This window comes from Paenibacillus sp. FSL K6-3182 (genome assembly GCF_037976325.1).
In the GTDB taxonomy this organism is placed as follows: Bacteria; Bacillota; Bacilli; order Paenibacillales; family Paenibacillaceae; genus Pristimantibacillus.
Genome location: NZ_CP150265.1, coordinates 2,353,013 through 2,376,031, shown reverse-complemented (window position 1 = coordinate 2,376,031; position 23,019 = coordinate 2,353,013). Strand labels below are relative to the sequence as shown.

General features: G+C 46.4%; 16 protein-coding genes. All 16 read right to left on the bottom strand.

What is annotated here, in order from left to right; all coding sequences use genetic code 11:
• Positions 1–17: 17 nt before the first annotated feature.
• Positions 18–875: a carbohydrate ABC transporter permease gene (locus tag MHH56_RS10205; RefSeq protein ID WP_054027383.1), complete on the bottom strand. Its 858-nt coding sequence runs from the start codon at positions 873–875 to the stop codon at positions 18–20.
• A gap of 4 nt (positions 876–879) precedes the next feature.
• Positions 880–1,851, bottom strand: a complete 972-nt coding sequence (locus MHH56_RS10200) for a sugar ABC transporter permease (protein WP_339208034.1) — start codon at positions 1,849–1,851, stop codon at positions 880–882.
• Complete coding sequence (locus MHH56_RS10195) at positions 1,848–4,799, bottom strand: extracellular solute-binding protein (protein WP_339208033.1); 2,952 nt, start codon at positions 4,797–4,799, stop codon at positions 1,848–1,850. Before MHH56_RS10195 ends, MHH56_RS10200 begins: the two co-directional genes overlap by 4 nt.
• Complete coding sequence (gene ugpC, locus MHH56_RS10190; RefSeq protein WP_339208031.1) at positions 4,796–5,926, bottom strand: sn-glycerol-3-phosphate ABC transporter ATP-binding protein UgpC; 1,131 nt, start codon at positions 5,924–5,926, stop codon at positions 4,796–4,798. Before ugpC ends, MHH56_RS10195 begins: the two co-directional genes overlap by 4 nt.
• A 275-nt stretch (positions 5,927–6,201) precedes the next feature.
• Positions 6,202–7,038, bottom strand: coding sequence for an NAD(P)-dependent oxidoreductase (locus tag MHH56_RS10185; RefSeq protein WP_339208029.1), 837 nt, complete (start codon positions 7,036–7,038; stop codon positions 6,202–6,204).
• A gap of 31 nt (positions 7,039–7,069) precedes the next feature.
• Positions 7,070–8,293, bottom strand: coding sequence for an enolase C-terminal domain-like protein (locus MHH56_RS10180; protein WP_339208028.1), 1,224 nt, complete (start codon positions 8,291–8,293; stop codon positions 7,070–7,072).
• A 367-nt stretch (positions 8,294–8,660) separates the two neighbouring features.
• Positions 8,661–9,551 (bottom strand): alpha/beta hydrolase, encoded by an 891-nt coding sequence (locus MHH56_RS10175; RefSeq protein WP_339209547.1) that lies wholly within the window; start codon positions 9,549–9,551, stop codon positions 8,661–8,663.
• A 72-nt stretch (positions 9,552–9,623) separates the two neighbouring features.
• A complete protein-coding gene (locus MHH56_RS10170) occupies positions 9,624–10,235 on the bottom strand; it encodes a DUF2239 family protein (protein WP_339208027.1) in 612 nt (203 codons plus the stop codon).
• A gap of 570 nt (positions 10,236–10,805) precedes the next feature.
• Positions 10,806–11,468, bottom strand: coding sequence for an HAD family hydrolase (locus tag MHH56_RS10165; RefSeq protein ID WP_339208026.1), 663 nt, complete (start codon positions 11,466–11,468; stop codon positions 10,806–10,808).
• Between the two features lie 94 nt (positions 11,469–11,562).
• On the bottom strand, positions 11,563–13,716 hold the full coding sequence (locus MHH56_RS10160; protein ID WP_339208025.1) for a carbohydrate-binding protein: 2,154 nt from the start codon (positions 13,714–13,716) through the stop codon (positions 11,563–11,565).
• A 273-nt stretch (positions 13,717–13,989) separates the two neighbouring features.
• The gene (locus MHH56_RS10155) at positions 13,990–15,546 is read right to left on the bottom strand and encodes an extracellular solute-binding protein (protein WP_076269438.1); all 1,557 of its coding nucleotides are present in this window, start codon (positions 15,544–15,546) and stop codon (positions 13,990–13,992) included.
• Between the two features lie 56 nt (positions 15,547–15,602).
• The gene (locus MHH56_RS10150; RefSeq protein WP_339208024.1) at positions 15,603–16,487 is read right to left on the bottom strand and encodes a carbohydrate ABC transporter permease; all 885 of its coding nucleotides are present in this window, start codon (positions 16,485–16,487) and stop codon (positions 15,603–15,605) included.
• Positions 16,488–16,521: 34 nt separating this feature from the next.
• Positions 16,522–17,448: an ABC transporter permease subunit gene (locus MHH56_RS10145; RefSeq protein WP_076269604.1), complete on the bottom strand. Its 927-nt coding sequence runs from the start codon at positions 17,446–17,448 to the stop codon at positions 16,522–16,524.
• A gap of 1,529 nt (positions 17,449–18,977) precedes the next feature.
• On the bottom strand, positions 18,978–19,556 hold the full coding sequence (lepB, locus tag MHH56_RS10140) for a signal peptidase I (protein WP_339208023.1): 579 nt from the start codon (positions 19,554–19,556) through the stop codon (positions 18,978–18,980).
• A 25-nt stretch (positions 19,557–19,581) separates the two neighbouring features.
• Positions 19,582–20,946: an extracellular solute-binding protein gene (locus tag MHH56_RS10135; protein ID WP_339208022.1), complete on the bottom strand. Its 1,365-nt coding sequence runs from the start codon at positions 20,944–20,946 to the stop codon at positions 19,582–19,584.
• Between the two features lie 27 nt (positions 20,947–20,973).
• Entirely contained in the window at positions 20,974–22,800 is a 1,827-nt protein-coding gene (locus MHH56_RS10130; protein WP_339208020.1) for a sensor histidine kinase, read from the bottom strand.
• Positions 22,801–23,019 lie beyond the last annotated feature (219 nt).

Genomic DNA, 23,019 nt, shown 5'->3' with positions numbered 1-23,019 from the left:
TCCTTTGCTGGTTTGAATTACTTAATTCCGGAATGGACCATCGTCTCAAGCACTCTTCGCTGGAAGAGCAAGAAGATAATTAGGTTCGGTACGAACATGAGCAAGCCGGCAGCGGCGGCCATGTTTTGTCCCGATACGCTGTTTTGCAATCCGCTAAGCAGACTATTGACATAGAAGGCTAACGTTCTCATCGTTTCCTCTTGCATAAATAATGTTGACGTCTCCACATCGCCCCACACGCCTTGGAATGTGAAGATGGATATGGTCGCAATGGCGGGAACGGAGAGCGGAAGCACCATTTTGGTAAAAATACCGAAGTGGCTGGCCCCGTCGATCTTGGCTGCTTCCAGCAGTTCTCCCGGAATTTGCGAAATAAAGCCCACCAGCATGAATACGGCGATCGGAGAAGCTAATGCAGGAAGAATATGTCCGAAATACGTATTGTTGATGCCGATTCCGCTGATAATCAAGTACCTCGGAATCCCAACGGTCTCGGGTGCAAACATCAACGATAAAGTAATAAGAGACAAAATCAGCTGCTTGAAATGAAACTGGTATTTCGCAAGCACATACCCTGCCATAGTGCTGACGATGATGACCGTAAACAACGTAAGTCCCGCTACAATTAAACTGTTGAACAAATAACGGGTAAACGGAACCGTCGCGTTTGATGCATGCAATATAAGCGATTCAAAATTGCGCAGCGTTGGGTTTTGCACCAAAAATCGCGGCGGAAAAAGAAAGAGCTCATTTTGCGGCTTGAAGGCATGGTTCAAAATAAACACGATCGGCAGCGACATGAATGCGGCCAGTGCGGTAAAAACAGTAACAAGGATGATCTGAAACGGCGTCACTCTGCGAAGTTTTCGAATCATGGTTTTACAGCTCCTCCTTTGATCCGAACAGCCGATAAGCAAATCTCATTGCAAAATAACTGATGATCAGCAGCATGACTGAGACAGAAGATGCATAACCGAGCTCGAAACGGATAAAAGCGTAATCGTCAATATGATTAATAATCAAATGCCCTGAATAGGAAGGAGTAATTGCCATCCCCGTCAACTGGGTGGATATGCCTCCCGCCTTCAGCGTTCCTACGATCGACATGACCGCGCTGAACAGCATTTGCGGCTTCATCGACGGAATTGTAATGTAGAAAACCTCCTGCAGGCGGCTAGAAATCCCGTCTATGCGGCCAGCCTCGTACAGCTCACGATTTACCGTCTGAAGACCAGCCAGCATAGCGAGAAAACCAACGCTAAAGCTAACCCAGAGCGATACGATGATCATAATATTGAGCAAATATTTAGGGTCCTGCAGCCAAATCGTCGGACTGTCGATCCAGCCCATCTTAAGCAAAAAATTGTTAAAATAACCGACGCGGTCACCGCTGAACGTCGCAATCCAAACGACGGATAACGCGACGCCGCCAGCCATAGACGGTGCATAAAACGCAAGCGTGTAGTAATCACGAATGCGAATCGGCAGCTGATGAATGAGCCAAGCGAACAGGAAAGCTAAAACATAACCTCCCGGCCCTACGATTAACGCGAACAAAAACGTATTCGGAATTGCTTTAGTTAGAAAAATAATGTCCTGTGTGAACAAGCTGATGTAATTTCGTACTCCGATAAAATGAAGCGAACCAAAGCCGTCATAAGACGTAAATCCAAGTGTCGCTGCCATAACAACCGGAATGACGATAAACATTAGGAAGCAAATGAGAAACGGCGCAAGAAACAGATAACAAAAAGCATCACGTCTCATTTCCCGCCAAAAGCGATTCCATTTCACACGCAAAGCGGATTTCTGCTTCGGCTTAGCTATGCTGGGAGAAAGCTGCGTATTCATTTCTGCGGTTCCTCCCATTCGTAAGGTTGTTTAATTTGCGGAATTTTCAAATCCTCATTAGCCGATATGCCAAAGTCATTTTGTCTGCGATTCATTTCCCGCTGCAAGGACAGCTGAGCAGCCTCAAGCGATTCCTGCGCTGGTATGCCTTCGAGAACCGTCCGATTCCACGCAAACTCCATCTCTCTGTTCAAGAAATAATAACCCGGTACATAAGGCATGTTTTTCGCCCAGCGCGCCTGCTCTTGAAGCGCCTTCAGGTCATCGCTCGGCCAAGTGAGCGACTTCATCGCATTGACATTCGCCGTATTCCATCTGAACTCAATGCCATAAAAGGACTCGACGTCTTTGGCGTATTGCGATTGCACCTCCTCCGAGGTCCACCACTCTAGAAACTTCCAAGCATCGTCTTTCCGTTCACTTTTCTTCATGATCATCGCGGCAGATATAGCCTGCGGCGACCATCTTGCTACCTCGCCGTTCTCTTGCTCGATGCCCGGCAGCGGTGCGATTTTCCAGTGTCCGGTTATTTCCGGAGCAGCAACGAGCAGCTGCACATAAGTGTTAAAATCGGCCACACCTATAGGAATATCTCCATCGCGGAAATGCTGGAAAAATGCTGGAATGTCAATCGGCAGATTGTATTTCTTGTAGAGCTCTGTCCAGCGCTTGAATGCCTGCTGGCCGGCATCGCTCGAGAGCGCACCCTTCAAACCGTCTTGCGAATACACCTCTGCACCATTTTGGAAGAAAAGTGTAGTGAAATCGCTTTTCGGATAATTCATCGTCATTCCGTTTTCCTGAAGCGTTGGTAAAATGTCGAACACTTCATCCCATGTATCCGGAACCTTCAGGTTCAGGCCTTCTAGAATGTCGGTTCTGTAGAACATCATCTGGAAGTTCTGCACCTCTGGCAGTCCATAAATTTTTCCGTCGTAGCTAAGCGAACGGCTGACTCCGGGAATAAATCGCTCAAGCACATCCTTGAAGCCTGGAAAGTCGGACAGCTCCGCGGCCGCATCCCGCATTGCGAAGTCAGCTGGCGTAGACTCCCCAACGCCAAGCGCAATATCAGGCACGTCTCCTGCTGCATTTCCAAGTATGAGCATGTTCGGGTTGGTCATCAGATTGATATTGACTTCAATTCCCGTCCGAGGCGTGAAATCATTATCAACCATCTCACGCAGCAGCTCGACGTAATCCCGACCGCGCTGTACCCAAATGGTCAGTGCTTCCTTCTTGTTATGCTTGCGCGTGTCGTAGTCCAAATAGAAGGAGCGGCCAAAATCAGCAATCGAGTAAGGCACTCTTGAAAGCGTCGTAGGCACTTTCAGATCCGTCACCGTATTTGGCGTCCGAACGACGATATAATCCATGAGCAACGGCTGCTGAGTCAGCGTTGCCATCCACGTCCCAATATTGTTCTGAATCGTCGAGAAATCATTGATTTTATTCGGTATTTCGTTCACATCCACCAGCATCTTCTCGAGTATCGCTACGGAACCTTTGATCGCCTCAGATAAGTCAGAATCCTTTTTATTGAGACCATTGATATAATTCCGAATATTCGTTAACTGAGCGACAAATTCCGTCATCTTCTGTTCCACATCTGGATCAAGCTTCTTCATATTCCACGTTCGCGTTGAATCGATGTTGGCGTCAAAAGCCGATTTGCTATAGTTACCTGTAAGCAATCGTATATGACGGTCAAATATTGCAAGCTGATCCAGCGTCTCCTTCAAAGCCAGATAAACGGGCTGAACGAGTGAGGAATCAGCGGTCATGCGCAGGACATGTGCGCCCTTCTCTAAATAAAAGAGGAAAGGTTTCCCTTCTGCATCAGCAAGCGTGCCAATGTCGAATTCCTTCTTCGTCGGAATACCGTAATGAAGCAGCTCCTGAAACGGTGTTTTCCCATCAATCGAGATGGTGCGATATGCCTCAAAGCCATTTCGATAGTTTTGAAATGTTTTCAGGTCGATTTCATACCAGCCGGACTCTGGCACAGAAAGCTCCCATTCCACCCACTCGCCCGGCAATCGCCAGCGCTGACCGCCTAAGACGTTATAAGTAATTCTCCCTTTCGGGTCAGGTGAAATATAAGGCTCTGACCAAAAATCGGTCTGAATCGCGAGGCTTGATTTTCGCTGAAACTGCTCCGCTTCGATCATGCTGAACCAGCTCTGCTTCTCCTCTTCCGGCGGATGCAAGTTTTTGTAATACTCGTAAGCTGGAATTTCTTCCTTTGGCTTGAATGCTATTTCTCGGAGCGCGACGGACTCTCTCACCCCAACCAACCGCAGCTTATGCTGGCCTTGTTTCAACTGGTAGAGTACTGGCTCGGATGAAGCAGAAAATATCGTTGCCGCTTTTGCGCTCCAACCGGTAAGCTCGGTTTGCGGAGGACGAATTTGCTGTCCGATCTCGTTGTGATCATATGGAAATTTGGAATCCTTCCAAAGTCGCTCCAGTTCAATGCGTTCCGACTCCGTAAACGGATATCGGCCATCAATTTGAACGCCGCGTACGACGGAGGCGTTGCCGCCTTCTAAAGGCTTGTAATCAAAATGAAGCTCATACCAGCCGCCCTTCGGCACGTCGAACGTCCATTCCACCCAGCCCTTTTCGTTTTCCCAATAAAGTGCAGCTTCACCTTGCTCCTTATCAATCCTGACCGCCGATTCTTCAGCAGCAGCTTGATATTCGGTTGGTGAAATCAGAATGGACGGAAGACTCTCGTCGGTTTTGGCCGCCTCCGGATATTGGTACATCAGCTTCGCGTATGGCAGCTCCTCTGTTTTGCTCTTATAGGACAGCAGCTGCTCCGTGCTCACCGAGGTTGCATGAAGAACGGGTCTACTAGCCGTAATCCAGCGGATGACTCCGACCACCAGCGCCAGAACCAGAATGAGACGAAGAGCGATGCCCAGCATCCTCATTCTCCTCATCTGTCTTCTCCTCCAGCTGCCAAAGATACGCCGGTTTCCTCATCAAAGAAATGAACCTTGCTCATGTTGAAATTAGCGACAAGCTTCTCCTCTTTGTGATAAACGATCTCTGGCTCCGTTCTGCCAATGAGCGTTTTCTCTCCTACCTTCACGTACACGTACGAATCGGCTCCCGTTACTTCCGTCATCTCTACTACGCATCGAAAGAAATCATCCTCCTCCGCGTTTGCTACTTCCCGCTTCAGCCATACATGCTCTGGGCGAATGCCCATCACACAGTTGCGAAGCGATCCGCTTTTTACCGCAAAATGCGCATAATGACGTTCTGGAACGAGCAGCTTTATTCGCTTATTAACGAAATAATAAAGACCATCCTCCAAGACTAGGCTCCCCTCCATAAAATTCATTTGGGGCGACCCGATAAATCCGGCGACAAACAAATTCGTCGGTTCATCATAAAGCTGGCGAGGCGGGGCAACCTGCTGGATAACGCCATCCTTCATAACGACAATCCGCGTTCCCATTGTCATCGCTTCGACTTGATCATGCGTCACATAGACCATCGTCCGCTTGAGGTCGCTCTGTAGCTTAATAATCTCCGCCCTTGTTTGAGCACGCAGCTTCGCATCGAGATTCGACAGCGGTTCATCCATGAGGAACACTTGCGGCTCCCTTGCTATCGCTCGGCCAAGTGCGACACGCTGCTTCTGACCGCCTGACAGCTGGCTTGGCTTGCGCTCCAGCAGATGCGATATTTCCAAAATTTTCGCCACACGGTTGACCCTTAGCTCGATATCGTGCTTTGCCGTCTTGCGAAGCTTGAGTCCTAGCGCGATATTTTCGTAAACGGTTAAATTTGGATATAGGGCGTAGTTCTGAAATACCATCGCAATATCTCTGTCCTTGGGCGAGACATAATTTACGAACTTCTCATCGATGTACAAATCTCCTTCGGTGATTTCCTCTAGGCCAGCCAGCATCCGGAGCGTTGTTGATTTGCCGCAGCCGGAAGGACCGACGAGCACCAGGAATTCCCCCTCCTCAATGGAAAGGTGGAAATCGTTGACCGCCGGACGCGACTCCCCTTTATAGTGCTTATATACATGGCTAAACGTAATGCTTCCCACCCTTGCTCACCTCTCATGACGTATTGTCTTCCTCTTGCTACTTTTAATGTTAACGCATACATTCGCCGGCAAATATGAGATGATATTTTCTTTTGTTGTCAAAAATTAGCCTCTTTCAGCTGAAAATCACTATTTTCCCTTCATTCTTAGAAAGCGCTTTCTATAATGGAAACAAATCCATAATCAGACTCTTCTGCTGCCAATAAAAAAAGAGGCCGCCTCGCTAGGTTTGCACCTATTGAGTCGACCTCTTTCAATTGTACTTATTCAGCTGTTTACCGATGGTCTGCCCAAGAATACTTAGGGCTCCAATCCAGCGTATCCTTCGCCATTTGATTGCTGACTACAGCTGTCCGCCCAGTTAAAGGCGCGCGCAGATCGATGACTCCCGGATAAAATTGCTGCAGCAAACGCTCGGTTGACCATTCGCTGAGCGTGTCGTTGCTCGTAATATTGAGACAAATCGCTCCGCGGTCCTCCACATGAAGCGACGCGATACATGCACTGACAGCATCTCGTATATCAATATAGCTCCATAAAATATGTTTAAAGGACTCCGGCTTATCAACCGCAAGGTGCTTGTAATCCTCAGGTTTGGTAATCATGGAGAAGCGGAGTGAAATGACCTGCATGCCATTCCTTCGATCGAACATCGCAGCTGTCACTTCATTCACTACCTTCGATAAACCGTAGCACTCTTGCGGCTGCTGCGGATGGTCCTCGTCCAGCGGCAAATAATCCGGTGCAAATGGCGTCGGTGCCCATGCAAAGCCGTAAGAGGACTCGCTTGAGCCCATAACAACCTTCCGAATACCAAGAATCGAGGCGGCTTCCATAATATGATAAGCTGCAACCGTATTGTTCGCGAAAATATACGGGTACGAGTGGCCAAGCGGTGCAGGAATAGCAGCCAAGTGTATGATGGCATCCGCACCGTGAAGCGCTGAAACGACCTGCCCAAAATCATTTAAATCTACTTTAATTTGCTTGCAATGCAGCTGATTTGACCGCTCGTTGTCCAAGGAAACAACCTGATAGCCATCCTGCTGAAGCGCCCCAATGAGCTGTGTCCCGAGCTTGCCGCTCCCGCCAGTTACTGCGATTGTTTTCATAGAAGAAGCACCTCCAATTTCCAACTTTATATTATGGCCGTACAAGCGTACCGTCAGCCTTTCGATCCAGATGATAAGGATTGTGATATGCGGAGCGATTCCAGTTGTCCCCAACTAGCAGCTGCGCCTTTAGCTCATCCAGCTCAATGCCAAGACCCGGCTTGTTCGAAGGGTAAAGATAACCGCCCTTTCTAACGATATGCCCCTCAAAGGCATCAAGCTCTTCCGCTCTAAAATGGTTCACTTCCTGAATGCCGAAATTCCATATCGCCATATCAAGATGTACCGCCGCTGCTTGGTTAACGGGATCATTCTCTCCGCCTTCCTGCCACGCGGTACGCACGCCAAATGCTTCGCACAGCGCTGCTATTTTGCGGCATGGCGTTATGCCCCCAGCTTTCGAGACGCGAACGCGAATGAAATCGATCAGCCTCTCCTTGACTAGCTCCGTCCACTCCTGCGGATTCACGAACAGCTCGCCAACCGCCTGCGGCGTTGCGCTCTGCTGACGAAGATGGCGATACCAGCCAATTTGCTCCGGTGCGAGCGCATCTTCAAGAAAGAACAGACCATAGGGCTCAACCCGCTTCGCCAGCTGAATCGCATTGATAGGCGACAGATGCTCATGTACATCATGCGTAAACTGGATACCCATGCCAAACGCTGACCGCAATTGCTCGAACATGTTCGGGATGGCATTCAAATAAGCCTGCTCGTCAAACACCGGACCTTTTGTCCAAGCACGCTCGGGCAGGTTCGCTTTGTCAGCATTAATGAAGCCGCCTCCCCCATACCCGCCCATCTGCACGCGGATGACGGTATAGCCCTCCTCCATAAAACGCTGCACATCCTCTTTGAGCTCGGAAATATCCGATCCCCCTGCATGTCCATAACAAGGAACAGCCGCGCGGCTTGCTCCGCCGAGCAATTGATAGACTGGCAATCCCGCTTCCTTCCCTTTTATATCCCATAATGCCATATCAATACCGCCGATTGCCGTATGCAAAATAGCTCCGTTTCTCCAATAGCCGCTCATATACATCGTCTGCCACAAATCTTCTATGTTAGCGGCATCTTTGCCGATCAGAAGCGGCGCCAGCAACTGCTCAATAACTTGTACAACGGCTTCCGGATTGTAGACATCCGAAGCCGAGCCGAGTCCATAAAGCCCGTCTTGATCGGTCATCACCTTTACGATCGTCCAAGTTCCGTTCTTACGCGTTCGAATACATTTGATTCCCGTTATTTTCGCCATGCCCTCACCTTTCCTTTCCGTGTCTCGTTTAGTTTAAGTCAATCACACGGCATTCCACATGAGGCATTTTTAAACTTTCTGTCCTATTGTTAGCCTCTTTCCTAATCCTATGATGCTTATTGCCTTTGCAATTACAATATAAATATCAGCAGTAAATAAAGGATTGGACAGGAAGGCTTTATTCCACGCAGATCTTCTCATAGTCATACCGTCAGACTCCATAAAATAAGTTATAGGCTGAGCCTTGAAATGGAAACAGCGACAGCATAGAACAAGAAAAAAAGTCCTAGACTGTCGCTGTTTTAATGATCTAGCCTGCCCTTTGAAATGGAGCTGCTTTGGCTGATTGCTATTCTGGATGCGTGTGTCAATTGCGACGAGCCGTTCGCTCTATGCCATCAGCGATTACTTTGTACAGTTGGTGCGGCAGGTCGTGTCCCATGCCGTCAACCAACATCAGCTCGGCGCCCGGGATGGCAGCAGCCGTGTCAGCGCCGCACGCAGGGACGAACAGCGGATCATCCACCCCATGAATGACAAGCGCTGGTGCTTTTATCGTCGCCAGCCGCGGACGACGGTCACCAGAGACAGCAATAGCAGCTATTTGTCGTCCCACACTGCCTGGATCATAGGCTCGCTGGACTTCCTCCAGAATGAGCGCCCGATAAGCGTCCTCTTCAAACGGATAGCCGGAACCGGCGATGCGTCTCGCAAAAGAGAGGCTGTGCGCCAAAAATCCTGCTTCATCCTCAAATGGGTTCGGCGCCGGTTTAGTCATCAGCGCCATGACATCTGAGGAAGCTTGCGGAAGGGCGGGATTACCGGAACTGGACATAATGGAGGTGAGAGATAAAACCCGGTCAGGGTACTCACTGGCTGCAATCTGGGCGATCATTCCGCCCATCGACCTGCCAACAAAATGTGCCCGGTCAATCGAAAGAGCGTCGAGCAGTCCAATAGCGTCGTTGGACATGTCATCGAGAGTGTATGGGATGTCCGGCCGCTGCCCCGACATGAGAGCAGTCGCTAGTGCGCCAAAATCCAGCGCCCGATAATGGCTAAAGTGCGTCGAGCAACCAACATCGCGATTGTCAAAGCGGATCACGCGAAAGCCCCGCGCTGCCAATATCCGACAAAACGAATCCGTCCAGCGGATCATCTGGGTTCCAAGTCCGGCGATTAGGAGAATAGCCTCGTCATTTTCGTTGCCGAAACTGTCATAGGCCAACTCGATGCCGTTGACTTTCAAGATGTTCATCATCATGTTCCCCTCCAATTCATTCGTTATCGAAAGTTCTGCCATAGGTAGAGATCGTGAATTTTCTTTCATTCATGAGTTCCCTTCAGTGAATGCTTTAGCGGACAAACTTTTGATATAGTTTCTGATATCGGGTGCCCAGTCATCGATGAAGTGGTAAAAACGATTCAAATCACCAGCATACAGTTCCCGCAGAGCTTCTTCATATTGATGGAAGTTCCCGGCTATAGCTGTCATAAAGTGATGTGTTGCTTCTTGTGACTCTCGTATCTTGCTCTGTTCTCCTACAGCCCGGCGAGCTTCATCAACGAGTTTCCGCAAGGTTACCGACGCCCCTCCAGGTTGACTCTTGAGCCATTCCCAATGCCGCGGCAATAACGTAACCTCACCGGATACAACACCCAGCTTCGGTCGACCGACTCGCCGTGTAGGTTCATCATTCACTTCCGTACCGGGCAAGTCGCCAAACTGTTCACCTATCCGTTGAAGCACGTCATCTGTCTTCCCACGAAAATCAACATCTATTTGCTTCCCCGTGGAATCGTCAAATATAAGCAGCTGTCCGAGGTCTTTGTCATCAAGAGCATCCTTCACTGTAGAAGCAACGTGATGTAACGAACCGCTGGCGACGACCCTCACACCCAAAAATGCCGTGCAGAAAAAGCGCATTAGGTCATTTCGCATACTGTATCTCCTCCTCTGAATGTTAAAATAATTTTACCCGTGTAAAAATAAAAAGTCAATATTACCCGGGTAAAACATAGTGTCGTTCGTTATAGAGGAAATAAATATAATGGTTTATTATTTTTTGACAATAAAAAAAGAGAGCATCCCCTATGATATGCTCCCCTTACGGTAGAAATGGATTTGGTTGAATGACAGACTCACTCTTTAAAATAGGGCGTAATCCCTCTTGAATATAGGTTCTCCACTAACTTGAAAAATTGTTCTGACGATAAATCCTTTTGACGCTGGAGCCAAAGACGAAATAAAGAAAGGGAAGTTGTCAGGTAAAAATCAATTAAGTATGGCGTTAAGGAAAGGTTTTGCGGAACGTTTAATTCTAATTGATCCAAAGTGATTTTTCATTTTTCTGTTAAAATATTAGGGTAATTTTAAAGATTAAAGCAAAATTAAACGGCCTCAGTCCAATGGAATTTAGGACTAAGGCCGCTTAATTGATTTATATAATTTCCACTGTCTACTTGACGGGTTGCAGTTCAATATTGGGTACTCTCTTTTACCTGTTTAAAATTAGACTTTCTCTACTTGCTCAAGTACAAACTGCTTGAACGCTTCTACCTCGTTAAAAATTCGCTCCGGCAGGACCCGGTAATCTTTATCCTGCACTACAGCCATCCACTGGGCAGCAAAGGTACGTATTCCAGCTTCTTGACCTGCCATCATATCATCGTTGCTGTCGCCGACAAAAATAGTTTCTTCCTTTGCCCAGCCAAGCTCGTTCAATATAAGATGGATCCCTTCCGCTGATGGCTTGCGCTTCTCCACATCATCGCCCGTTACAATCTTGTCGAAGCTAACCTCCCAGCCCAGCTTGTCCAGCGAAATATCGAGCGTACGCCGCGATTTGCCTGTGAACATGGCAATTCCAATGCCTGATTGCCGCAATGAGACTAGCAAATCAGCAATTTCCGTATTTCGCTCTACGAGCTCCTCATGACGCTGCTCATATTCAGCTACATATTCGGTTATGGCTGCTTCCACTTGCTCGCGATTGCTTAGATGCTGTTCAATAATTTGAAGCTCCGTCGGCCCTGCCAATGCGTACATATCCTCAATCAACACTTGCCTGCCATCATATCTCTGGAATACACCTGAAATCACTTGATACATCACCGGCCAAGTATCAGCAAGTGTACCATCAAAGTCAAAAATAATATGTTTAATGTTGTTCAAAACAATCTCTCCTCTCCTACTATCCCTCTCTATTATAATCATGAAAAAAGCGATCCCGCTAGGGGAGCGCCTTTTCATTTAAAGCTGTGATTGTTTACTGATGACTAGTCGGATGATTTACGGTTAATGGGATTTCATTATTGAAGAGACGTGCAATATCGCCAGTCAACCGCAAATAGAAATCAGAGGATACGGCTACGCCATCCGCATCGAGCGTAAGGAAATATTGATTGTTCGGAATCATCGAGCTGTTCTCGGCGGCTTTGGCAATCGCTGTCGCCTCGTCATATTCATCAAACATCGCAATATAACCTGTATTGATGCCTAAACTTTTTAAATTGTAAGCCTGTCGCCACATGAAATCGCCATGCAGACGAGGAATTTCGTTGACGGGACCGTTTTTCATGTTTTTCCATGCAAAACCCGGCCAAATCACGGGCTGATATACGATGCCATTCTGCTGAGTAAATGCGAAATCCGGCGCCCATTGATTCGTCTTGTAATGATCAGCGCCCGCTAGCTGGCTGAACCGACCGACAAACCAAGGCGATAGCATATCAAGCGATTTGTACACATCGAGGAAACCAGGCTTCGAATCGTTATCCCCATTGCGCCAATGGGTAGGAACGCCGCCGATCACATAATAGCCTTGGTTTTTGAACCAAGCGATTAAGTCTGCGGATTCCGCTGCTGTTCCTGGCCGATCGGTAAAACCGATCCCCCAAATACAGATGACCAGCTTACCGTCCTGCTTAGCATAGGCAGTCGATGAGGTTAAATTCATCGTGCCAACAACATTGTTGGTAAAATCATTTTTGACCGCATTGACCCACTGGCTTGGATTGAGATCCGTAATATCATACATCACATAAAATTTGCGGTTATAGGTTTCTGCAGCATTTTTCACCTTCACAGCTACGCTGTCGCGGTTCTGATTCCAATTATTCGGCGCATAGTTTGCATCCGCCCCGAACCTTTGCAGCGCTGCGCCGCTAATGTTGTACGTCTGCATCCATTCAAAATGCTTGTTCACCGTTTCTTGATCATAAGAGGAGAACAGCTTGGCTGGCTGACCGTTGCCTAAATTGCCTAAGTTCGTTTGATACAGCTTCGTATACTCTCTTAAATCCGGATACATCTCGAAGTTTACGTTGGAGTTCGCTGTCAGATTATTATTGTTTTTGGACCAATGTGTCCAGTTATTTAGAGGTGATCCGTCACCCCCAGCGGTAAACCAGCCCTGGTAGCCTGCAAACACCTTTCCGACTACATCGCCGCCAATTGCGGCAGCAGCAAATTTGAACCAGTTGATATTAAACAGATTACCTGCTCCTCCAGTAAATTTTAAATATAGATTATGGACTCCGCTTATTGTGTTAATGGAACAATTTTTGGTTGTCCATGACTGCCAGCCGCCCGTAGTCGTTACCGCGCAGGTACCTGCCAGCGTGCCATTCAAGCTGTCCAGTCTAATTTCAACATTGCCGCCGCTTGTTTGGCTTGCCACCCGCAGCGCAACCGATGAGGCTCCGCTCCCGAAGTTCACATTGTTAAACACAAGGTAATCCCCGTTGTCCACATAGGCGACATTTTGACCGCCTTCACTGGAGTTTTCCAATTGTGTGCCAAATTGACTGTTAAAGGCGGAAGCTGCCGTTTGAACAAAAGCCGATATCGAGCCTGGCGCAGCTGTTGGAACTGTCGTCGCACTCGGTGAAGGCGTTGGCGTTGCCACAACGGTCGGTCCATACACCTCAAGCTCCGATATTTGTCCGCCAGTTGCTCCAGTATTAGCCGTCACATTTATTTTGACATAACGCGCATTGGTGCTTGTAAAGTTGATGGTGACCGCATTTGTACCGGATTGATAAGTATAGGCCGCAGAAGCAACAATGGTGTTGTAGTTTATATCATCGCTGCTAGTCTGCACAGATAAGGTTTGGGTACGGTCACCCCAAGCAAGCGGCAGCTTAAGAACCACTTGATTGACGGCTTGGCTGCTGCCCAAATCGACCCTAATCCAGTTCGGATAGCTGCTTGCAGCCCCCTCCCAATAGCTGGCTTGATTGCCATCCGTTGCGTTTGAAGCTATATAGTTCTGAGTATGGTTGCTTTCCGTTACACTTTTGTTCAGCGCTAAATTGCCAGCTGCCGATACCTTGGATGGTGAAAACGAGAGCTGCGTTGAAATAAGAACCAGAACAAGCAATAGGATGACGTAAACCTGTCTTCTTCCTTTAACCAACATAAAATCCCTCCTCAAAAAATGGATGATACAGCGGCTGCTCCAATCCCTATTTATTCGATCCTACCACCTCCTTCACCGCTTCTGGGGTATCAAAAAAAGCCTGGTCCCCCGGGGGACCAGGCTCGCGTTTTAAGGCTGCTGGTTGTAAATGCGATTCAAGAGAACTGCCGTTTCGCAGCGGCTTCTTTTATACTCATCCAATGTATCCGCTTTCAATCGTTGTTAAAGGAGAAGCCTTCCTCTTCATAAGGTCGGCTTCTCATTCGTCACACTTTATTTTTTCTTCGCAAGAAACTCATCAATTTGTCTTTGAGTTTCAGCGATGATGACATCAAGTCCATTTTTCTTTTGCGTTTCGATATAAGCAGCAACCGCTTTCTCGACATCCTTCACCACGCCAAACTCTATCGGTCTGTTCAGCTCATCGTTTGCTGTATCACGTTTTGCAATCTCGTTTTTCATATTGTCTTCAGCGATAAATAGGCCGTCGATAGGTGAGTTGACGTTATTAGGCTTGCTTGCAAATTCAGCTTCCTTCAGCCAGAAATCCGTTCCATATGTCATCGTCGGACGCATGAATTGCGGCTTCCAGAATGCCCATTGTCCGCCCCACTCCATATAGTTGCTCGTCGTTGTTTCCATGCCTTCCGGATATTCAGCCGTTTCCCCGTTCAATACATAGGTTTTGCCTTCAATACCGTATTGCACAAGGTCATACAACGTTTTGTCGGTTTCCATCATATCCAAGAAACGAAGCACTCGTTCTGGATTTTTGGAGTTGCGGTTAATGGCAACGACATTGGCAAGAGCCGTACGGTTAACGAATCTTTTGTCAGGATAAAGCTCTGCCGATTCCATCTTGAATGACGGATCAGAGAAACCAGGATTAGCACTTACCCATTCATGAGATGTTACAGTGAATAGCTTCTTGCCATTTCTCCACTCTGCTGCTTCGTCTGACTTATCAATCATCGCATCACGATTAATCAAATTATCGTCATACCAAACTTTAGCCAGCTTTGCAGCCTCTAGGTAGAATGGTTGCTGCTCAACTGCTTTAATCGTAATTTTGTCATCGCTTAAATAGAAGCCAAGACCGTGGAAGTTAAGATCTACCCACTCATCACGAATCATAATGAGGGATACCGGCGGCGTCCGGGAAATTCTTTCGTTCGGGTACGCTTTTTTCAATTCACGCAGCAATCTGTCGACATCCTCAATCGTTTTGATTGAGCCTGCTGGAATATCAAGTCCCGCTTTCTCGACAAGATCAGAGCGCCAGCCAGTAAATTTACGCTCATTCATTTTCATCGTCCATGGAAGACCTACGATATTGCCGTTTACCGTTGCAGCAGCAAGTGTACCCTGCTCCTCATATTTCTTATGCAAGTTAGGAGCAAATTCCGGCAGCAGATCGTTTAATGCCATGTATGAACCTTTTGCAGCCATCTGCTTGTACGAAAGCCAGTCGCCGTCAAAGTTCATATCCCAGTTGTCGCCGGATGCGGCCATAACGAGCATCTTTTCTTTGAAGTCGCCAAACGGAATGAAGTTAATATCGAACTTCACGTTAAGACCTTTCGCTTTCACATATTCGCTAACCTTGGACCAAACCTCATCCGTAGCCGCTTTTTTATCACCGCCAAAATAAAACTTCAACGTAACTTCATCCTCTTGCTTCACTTCTTCGGTTCCGCCAGTTGGCGCATTAGTCGCCTTCCCATTATTGCTTGGCGTATTGCTGTTGCTTGAGCTGCATGCTGCTAGAATAACACTTAGCAGCATAATGACAGCAATAAATAGCGGCATTTTTGTTATGCTTTTCTGCATCTGAACCTCTCCCCTTAGCTTATGTTTTATATACTACACGGCTGTAGCCGAGATAGTCATCCTTTTACTGCGCCCACCATCAAACCTTTGACAAAAAAACGTTGAACGAATGGATACAAGAAAATGATAGGGCCAATGGTAACGACCGTAAGCGCCATCTTGATCGATTCCGAAGGAATTTGCGCTGATATTCGCTGCATAGCGGATGCATTGCTCGAGCTCTTCAGAAATTCCACGTTGGAGATGAGCGTTCGCAGCAGCAGCTGCAGCGGTTGGAGCTCTTGCTTATCGACAAACATGAGACCTAGAAACCAATCGTTCCAGTAGCTCAATGCTACGAATAAACCGACGGTTGCAAGTACAGGCAAGGAAAGCGGTGCAATGAGGCGATAAAAGATTTTAAAGTCGCCCGCACCGTCCATTTTGGCCGATTCATTCATATCCTCGGGTATGGATAACATAAAGTTGCGAATGAGGAACATGTTGAATGCATTAGCGAGCATCGGTAAAATAAGCGCCCATAGTGTATCTTTTAGATCCAAATATCTCACGCAAATGATGTACCAAGGTACTAATCCGCCATTAAACAGCATTGTAATAATGACGTAGATAGACAAAATGTTTCTATACTTGAATGACCGTCTCGCCATTACGTATGCGCCCATGCTCGTTACGAGCAAGGATAGAATTGTTCCTGCCACCGTAACGAGAAGACTTACGCCATACGCATCAATAATGCGATTAGAGCCTAGAAATAATATGCGATAAGAATCGAAAGTAATGTTCTTTGGCCATAGCGTGTATCCATAATCCATAATGTCCTTCTCCGTGCTTAATGAACCTGAAATGACCATAATGAATGGAAACAAGCAGGACAGACTGAACAAGGAGATCGCTATAATGATAATAAATTGTGAAATTGAAAATCTCTTCAGATGCATGCAGATGATCCTCCCTTGATGTGAATGGACGTTTTTAGAAAATAGCCGAGTCTTTGTCTATTTTGCGTGCCGCGTAATTGCTGCCGATGATGAGCACGAATGCGATGAACGACTGGAGGAAGCCCGCCGCAGATGCCATGCCGATATCCCCTGATTTGCGCAAGCTGCGATAAACAAACGTATCAATAACGTCAGTTGTAGGAAATAAGAGAGAAGCATCGCCGACCATTGCGTAAAACATTCCAAAATCGGCGTTCATGATTCTGCCAACAGCCAGCAAGGTTAAGATAATGATCGTTGGCCGCAGCATCGGAATGCTGATAAAACGGATTTGCTGCCATCTTGTCGCACCGTCGATGGACGCTGCTTCATAATACGAATTGTCGATGGACGTTAATGCCGCCAAATAAATGATTGTGCCGTATCCGGTAACCTTCCAGCGAACCGCTATCGTTAGAATGAGCGGCCATAAGCCGGCTTCGCTGTAGAAATCAATCGGCTGCAAGCCTATCGTCTCCAGCACACGATTAATCGCTCCACTCTCAAAGTTCATTAAGTTGTAAGCGAACACTCCGACTACGATCCACGAAATAAAGAAAGGAAGAAAGGTTAGCGACTGCGTAACTCTTTTAAAATATTTGTTTCTAATCTCATTGAGCAGCAAGGCAAACCCTACTTCAAAAATGAGCCCGACTGTAATAAACAATGCGTTTAACAGTATCGTGTTTCTCATCGCCCGAAAAGCGGTCGGAGAAGAGAACAAATAATCAAAGTTATTCAGCAGCGGGTGCATCCAATCGCTTCCGAAAATTCCTTTAGCAAAGTCAAAGTCTTTGAAGGCGATGACTAGACCTGCAAGCGGCAAGTAGTTAAAGAGAAAAAGGAGCGTCGCGACGGGCAGGAACATGAGCAGCAGCGTTCGATTTCTAAGTAATTCCCGAATGACTCCATTAGATTTCATAATCGATTTCCCTTCCATTGATGTGATACTTTTATTCTAAGGGAGCCCGCCTGGGCTTACTATGAGCCAATCTTATACTTTGTGGTTTAAGATTATCCTCCTATGCATAAAGCTCCTTTCCCCCGTCTCCCAGACGTCAGCTCTGTTTTATTCGCGTATAGATGTGCTTATAGACAAAAAACCAAGGCTTGTATCGCGCTGTAAGAAAACATGCGTGCTTACAACTTCACTTCCGCCTCAAGCACACGGAATTTCTAATCAATAAGCACATATTTGCGCTTACAGACAACAAACTAACCCTTTTCTTAAGCTTTAAGAACACATACGTGCTTACAGCTTCATTTCAACCTCGATCAGACGCCTCATCTACCTCAATAAGCGCATATTTGCGCTTACAGACAACAAACTGAGGCTTTTCTCGAGCTGTAAGAACACTTCCGTGCTTACAGCTTCATTTCAACCTCAACCAGATGGCTTCTCTACTCTTTAAGCGCATATATGCGCTTAAAGACAACAAACTGAGGCTATTCTCGTGCTGTAAGAACACATATGTGCTTACAGCTCCATTTCCACCTCAACCAGACGGCTTTTCTACTCAATAAGCGCACATATGCGCTTACAGACAACAAACTAAGGCTATTTTCTCGCTGTAAGAACACATACGTGCTTACAACTCCATTTCCACCTCAACCAGATGGCTTCTCTACAGTTTAAGCCCATATATTTTTACAGCTTCATTTCAACCTTGATCAGACGCCTCATTTACTCAATAAGCGCATATTTGCGCTTACCGACAACAAACCAAGGCTTTTCTCGAGCTGTAAGAACACATACGTGCTTACTGCTCCATTTCCACCTCGATCAGACGCCTCATTTAATCAATAAGCGCATATTTGCGCTTACCGACAACAAACCAAGGCTTTTCTCGAGCTGTAAGAACACATACGTGCTTACTGCTCCATTTCCACTTCAATCAGACGGCTTTTCTACTCAATAAGCGCACATATGCGCTTACTGACAACAAACTAAGGCTATTCTCTCGCTGTAAGAACACATGTGTGCTTACAGCTCCATTTCTACCTCAACCAGACGGCTTTTCTACTCAATAAGCGCACATATGCGCTTACAGACAACAAACCAAGGCTTTTCTCGAGCTGTAAGAACACATGCGTGCTTACAGCTCCATTTCTACCTCAACCAAACGGCTTTTCTACTCAATAAGCTCACATATGCGCTTACAGACAACAAACTAAGGCTATTCTCTCGCTGTAAGAACACATACGTGCTTACAGCTTCACTTCCACCTCAACCAGACGCCGCAACTACTCTTTAAGCATATATTTGTGCTTATCGAGTTCAAACAAAAAAAGACCACCTAAACAACCGGTGATCTCTACATGCACATAACGAAGTAACAGACGTCCTCCTTCGTTGTTACCAATTAAGCTTTGTATCCATATGTAGCTTTGTTCATCAAAAACGTCATAGCTCCCATTACTCTTGGTTACTTTCCTAACCTCCTTTGCTGCTTAACGTTTGTTCTCATAGCCGACTACTTTACCTACTATTTCCTCTTTGGCAAAAGCACCAGCTGATTGGCTGTCATGGATTCCTCGCCAACGTACATCCGCCAATATAAAATACTCATTCTCCTTTAGCTGCAATGGCTTATTCATAGAATCATTTTTATCGGAAGAAGGATCGCTCCCGTAAAAGGCATCCAGTTTATTCCCATTAATATAAACCTGCCCTTGTTTAACCTGAACCGACTCGCCAGGAAGCCCAACAACTCTTGCTATATCCGTCGCTAGTTTATCTTTTTCAACTTGGAATAAGGCAATATCGCCGCGAGATACTTGATTTTCCTTATAATAATTCAAATCAACCAACACCTCATTGTTTAAAGCAAATGGATGGGGATGCGTATAACCAAGCTCTGACAGCATGCCATCCGTTTCTACTTTTACCTTCGTCAATGAGGAATCCGGGTTTTGAATAAACTCTATTCTCTTCTCTGTAGCCGTATCCGTAATGGATTTACTACAGCCACCCATGATCATTATGACGACCGAGAAAACAACAAAAATAGCCTTCCATCTCGTCCTCATCAAACATCCCCTCCGCTGCCAGCTCTCATTTATCACGATTCCGCTTCCAATGCTCCCGCAGCTCCAGCGTTTTTTTGTTCCATGCCTCTGTCTCAGGAATAATACGATTAATGTCGGCACCTTGATATACGATATCATTAATAACATTAATCCAGTTGTACTCCGAAAAACCGGGTATCGTGGCGCCGGGCAATACGAGACTGTTATCCTTGGTCATCTTCACGGCTTCGATATTTTTCCCTTGCCATAAGGGAACCTCATCAATATAGGCTGTCAGCTCTGGATCAATAACGGAAGCATTCGCTCCCTTCTCGATTTTCCATTTCTGCGCCTCCATCTCGAATTGAAAACTAATCCATTTATATGCCTCTTCTTTATGCTTCGAGCCGCTCAACATCGCAAGCGGACCATAAATATGGAAGGAGTATTGGTTGACCTGCCCTCTAGGAAAGGGAAGAATATCCCAGTTAAAATCAGCCTCCTTTTGCAGTGTCGGAAGCAGCCAATCCCCGGCAATGTCAAACGCTGTTTTTCCATTTATGAATTGCTTAACCACATCGCCTTGTGCTTTGGAATCCGCCCAAGAGAGCATAGACCCATCCTTGGTGACAAATTCAGTCAGCCAGCGCACATCCGCCATCACATCCGGCGTGCTTAACAAGCTTTGGGTCAATCGATCATTTAGGTAAGCCAAATTAGGCGCATGCCCATCCGCAGCAGCTTTCATCGGCAGCAATCGCATCACAAAATCACTGTTCGTAGTGAGGCCATATTCCCCAGCTGCAGGGTCCGTGACACGTTTTGCAATATCACGCAAATCATCAAAGCTCCAATCATTAGAAGGCATATCTATGCCGTGCTTAGCCAATAAATCTTTATTCACAATAATCCACATCGGAACATCGACGAACGGCACAGCAAGCCTTCGGCCATTAAAGGCCATCGTATCAAAGTATCCATCGGGCAGTACCTTGCCTTGAAAGGAAGCATCTTCATCCATGTACGGCTTTAAATTTTCGAGCAGGCCGCTTTGCTCATAACGAAGCAAATCACCAACAACCCAAGTCAGATCAGCTGGTGTGCCTGCCGCCTCCAATGCAATAATTTGATTCATGATTTCGTCATCGCCGCCCACGATTTGAACGGGCTCAATCGTAATCCATGGATATTTGGCATTGAATTTATCGTACAGCTCCTTATACGTCTCTCCTCCCCAGGTCAGAAGCTTAAGCGTAACTGGTGTTTTGCCTGAATATTGCCCTTCTTGACCACTATTTGATCCCTCTGCCGCATTCTCGCCATCCCAGCCTTTAAACGTGCAAGAGGTTAGAACTAGCATAAACATCAGGAGTATACTTATAACAAATGTTTGTTTACGTTTGTTTATCAAGATTATGCCTCCTTTGATACTCACGCTTCACTCATTGCCAATCGAATCGATATTCTGGTCTTCCTTCAAAATGGGATGCCTTAACGTTATCGTTGTTCCCATTTCGGGCCCCGTCTTGATTTCAAGCTTGTAACGATCTCCAAAATAAAGCTTCAAACGATCATTCACATTGCGAAGCCCTACGCCTCTGCGCGTACGCGAGAACTTTTCGCTAGGCTCTTCTTCCCTCTCCAGCTGTTCCAGCACGGGCGCTGGAATGCCTTTGCCGTTATCCACGATATCGATTACGATATCCTCTCCGATTTTTCTGGCTGCGATCATAATTTTCCCTTTATCAAAATCGTCGCGCACGCTATGCTGAATCGCATTTTCTACAAGCGGCTGCAGCAATAACCTTAGAAACGGCATATCCAGCGTCTCTGTCTCACAGGAATACAAAATACGAACGACCTTGCCCATTCTTGCTTGTTCAATCGATACATAAGCCTTCACCTGCTCAATCTCGCGGCGCAGCGTCGTAATCTCTTTCCCTTGGTTTAGACTGAGCCGCAGCAGATTTCCAAGTGCCGATACCATCTCGCTTATGTCGCTGCGTCCATGATTTTCTGCCTTCCACCTAATTGATTCCAAGGTATTGTATAGAAAATGAGGATTAATCTGGTGACTCAGCACTTGAAACTCCAGCGCTTTTTTGTTCCTTTCGGAGCGCGCTGCCTCCTTAATCAATCCATCTATGCGCTGAACAAGATTGCTTACTCCTCTATACAGCCAGCCAACTTCATCCTTGCGGGACGACGAAGGCAGCAAGTAATGAAGATTTTCCGCCTCCAGCCTCCTCATTAAACGAACCAAATGCGCAATAGGCTGTGTATAGTAAGCTGTGATATAAAAGACGACACTAATGCAGCAAATAAGATAACCGATCAAAAAAATAACGAGCATGCGGTTAATTTCATCAATCGTACCCGTCAGCTCATGAAGAGGGGTCAAGCTGACGATAGTCCAGGGATGGTTAGCCATCTTCAAATATGTGGCGAGGTAGGTTTCCCCTTCAATCGTAATGGACGTAGAGCCTTCATCACCCGACTTCATATAAGAGATTAAGGCTGTTGACGGAAATTCATTGCCTGTCCATTCATTAACTGTAGAATCATAATGCACGATGCCTTTCTCATTAATGAGCAGCAGCTTCTGATCCTTTAGCTGATCGGACGGCGAGAAATATCTTCTTAAATAGTCCTCGGATAAGTCGGTCGCAATAATGCCTCTTAATTTTTGATCGTACAAGCCCGAGAATCGCTTCACATAGGAGAGCAGCGGTTTTGCGTATTTCCCATGCATGGGCATGGTCAGATACCACGTTGGACTAACCGTCGCTTTCGAGCGCTGAAACCAATACTGGTCTCCGATACGCACCGATTCATCAATTGTTCTCATATAGGATGGATAATCTGTTGGCTTAATTGGGTACACCTTGACTCTAAAAGCATCAATCGTAGACGTAGCGTGATACAGCACGGTCAATAAATTAACTGTAAACGCTTCCTCTTCTGCCTGATTTAATGGTTCCGTTTCCAATAAATCCTGAAGTTCCTTATTTCCAATGACATCGTTAACTTGATCATTTAAGTTGCCCAGATAAATCTCGAAGTTTTTTCTTGCTTGAAGTAGATAGCTCATGGACATTTTCGTATTTGTATTGGAGATGCCCTCGATCGATTTAATATGCGCATAATATGCAAAAAGCAGAAACGGGACGATAATGATCATAAAAAATATGAGAATCATCCGATTGCGAAAGGATGAAGCGAGCCGAAAGGACACTTTATTCACAAGTATACACCTGCCTTCCACTATGCTGCCTCCATCGCTGGAGTAGACTTGTCCTCGATAATATACTTCATTGAGTTACTTTTGCAATAAGTAATTTAAGCTTGTTACAGCATTTCGTTATGCTTAATTCCTCATTCCTGGTAAAGCGATAATAATTCCCCTTAAAGTTTGCATATCCCTCATTGTGAGCAGCTTGCATATTCTTTAGACTAATGGCGTAATACCTAACCTTTCAACGAA

What these genes read in the sequence shown, in the direction of transcription:
- MHH56_RS10200 (WP_339208034.1), bottom strand. Translation starts at nt 1,851, where the DNA reads ATGAATACGCAGCTTTCTCCCAGCATAGCTAAGCCGAAGCAGAAATCC.
- MHH56_RS10155 (WP_076269438.1), bottom strand. Translation starts at nt 15,546, where the DNA reads ATGCAGAAAAGCATAACAAAAATGCCGCTATTTATTGCTGTCATTATG.
- MHH56_RS10150 (WP_339208024.1), bottom strand. Translation starts at nt 16,487, where the DNA reads ATGCATCTGAAGAGATTTTCAATTTCACAATTTATTATCATTATAGCG.
- MHH56_RS10160 (WP_339208025.1), bottom strand. Translation starts at nt 13,716, where the DNA reads ATGTTGGTTAAAGGAAGAAGACAGGTTTACGTCATCCTATTGCTTGTT.
- lepB (WP_339208023.1), bottom strand. Translation starts at nt 19,556, where the DNA reads ATGAGGACGAGATGGAAGGCTATTTTTGTTGTTTTCTCGGTCGTCATA.
- MHH56_RS10170 (WP_339208027.1), bottom strand. Translation starts at nt 10,235, where the DNA reads ATGCGAAATGACCTAATGCGCTTTTTCTGCACGGCATTTTTGGGTGTG.
- MHH56_RS10205 (WP_054027383.1), bottom strand. Translation starts at nt 875, where the DNA reads ATGATTCGAAAACTTCGCAGAGTGACGCCGTTTCAGATCATCCTTGTT.
- MHH56_RS10180 (WP_339208028.1), bottom strand. Translation starts at nt 8,293, where the DNA reads ATGGCGAAAATAACGGGAATCAAATGTATTCGAACGCGTAAGAACGGA.
- MHH56_RS10145 (WP_076269604.1), bottom strand. Translation starts at nt 17,448, where the DNA reads ATGAAATCTAATGGAGTCATTCGGGAATTACTTAGAAATCGAACGCTG.
- MHH56_RS10185 (WP_339208029.1), bottom strand. Translation starts at nt 7,038, where the DNA reads ATGAAAACAATCGCAGTAACTGGCGGGAGCGGCAAGCTCGGGACACAG.
- MHH56_RS10195 (WP_339208033.1), bottom strand. Translation starts at nt 4,799, where the DNA reads ATGAGGAGAATGAGGATGCTGGGCATCGCTCTTCGTCTCATTCTGGTT.
- MHH56_RS10175 (WP_339209547.1), bottom strand. Translation starts at nt 9,551, where the DNA reads ATGAACATCTTGAAAGTCAACGGCATCGAGTTGGCCTATGACAGTTTC.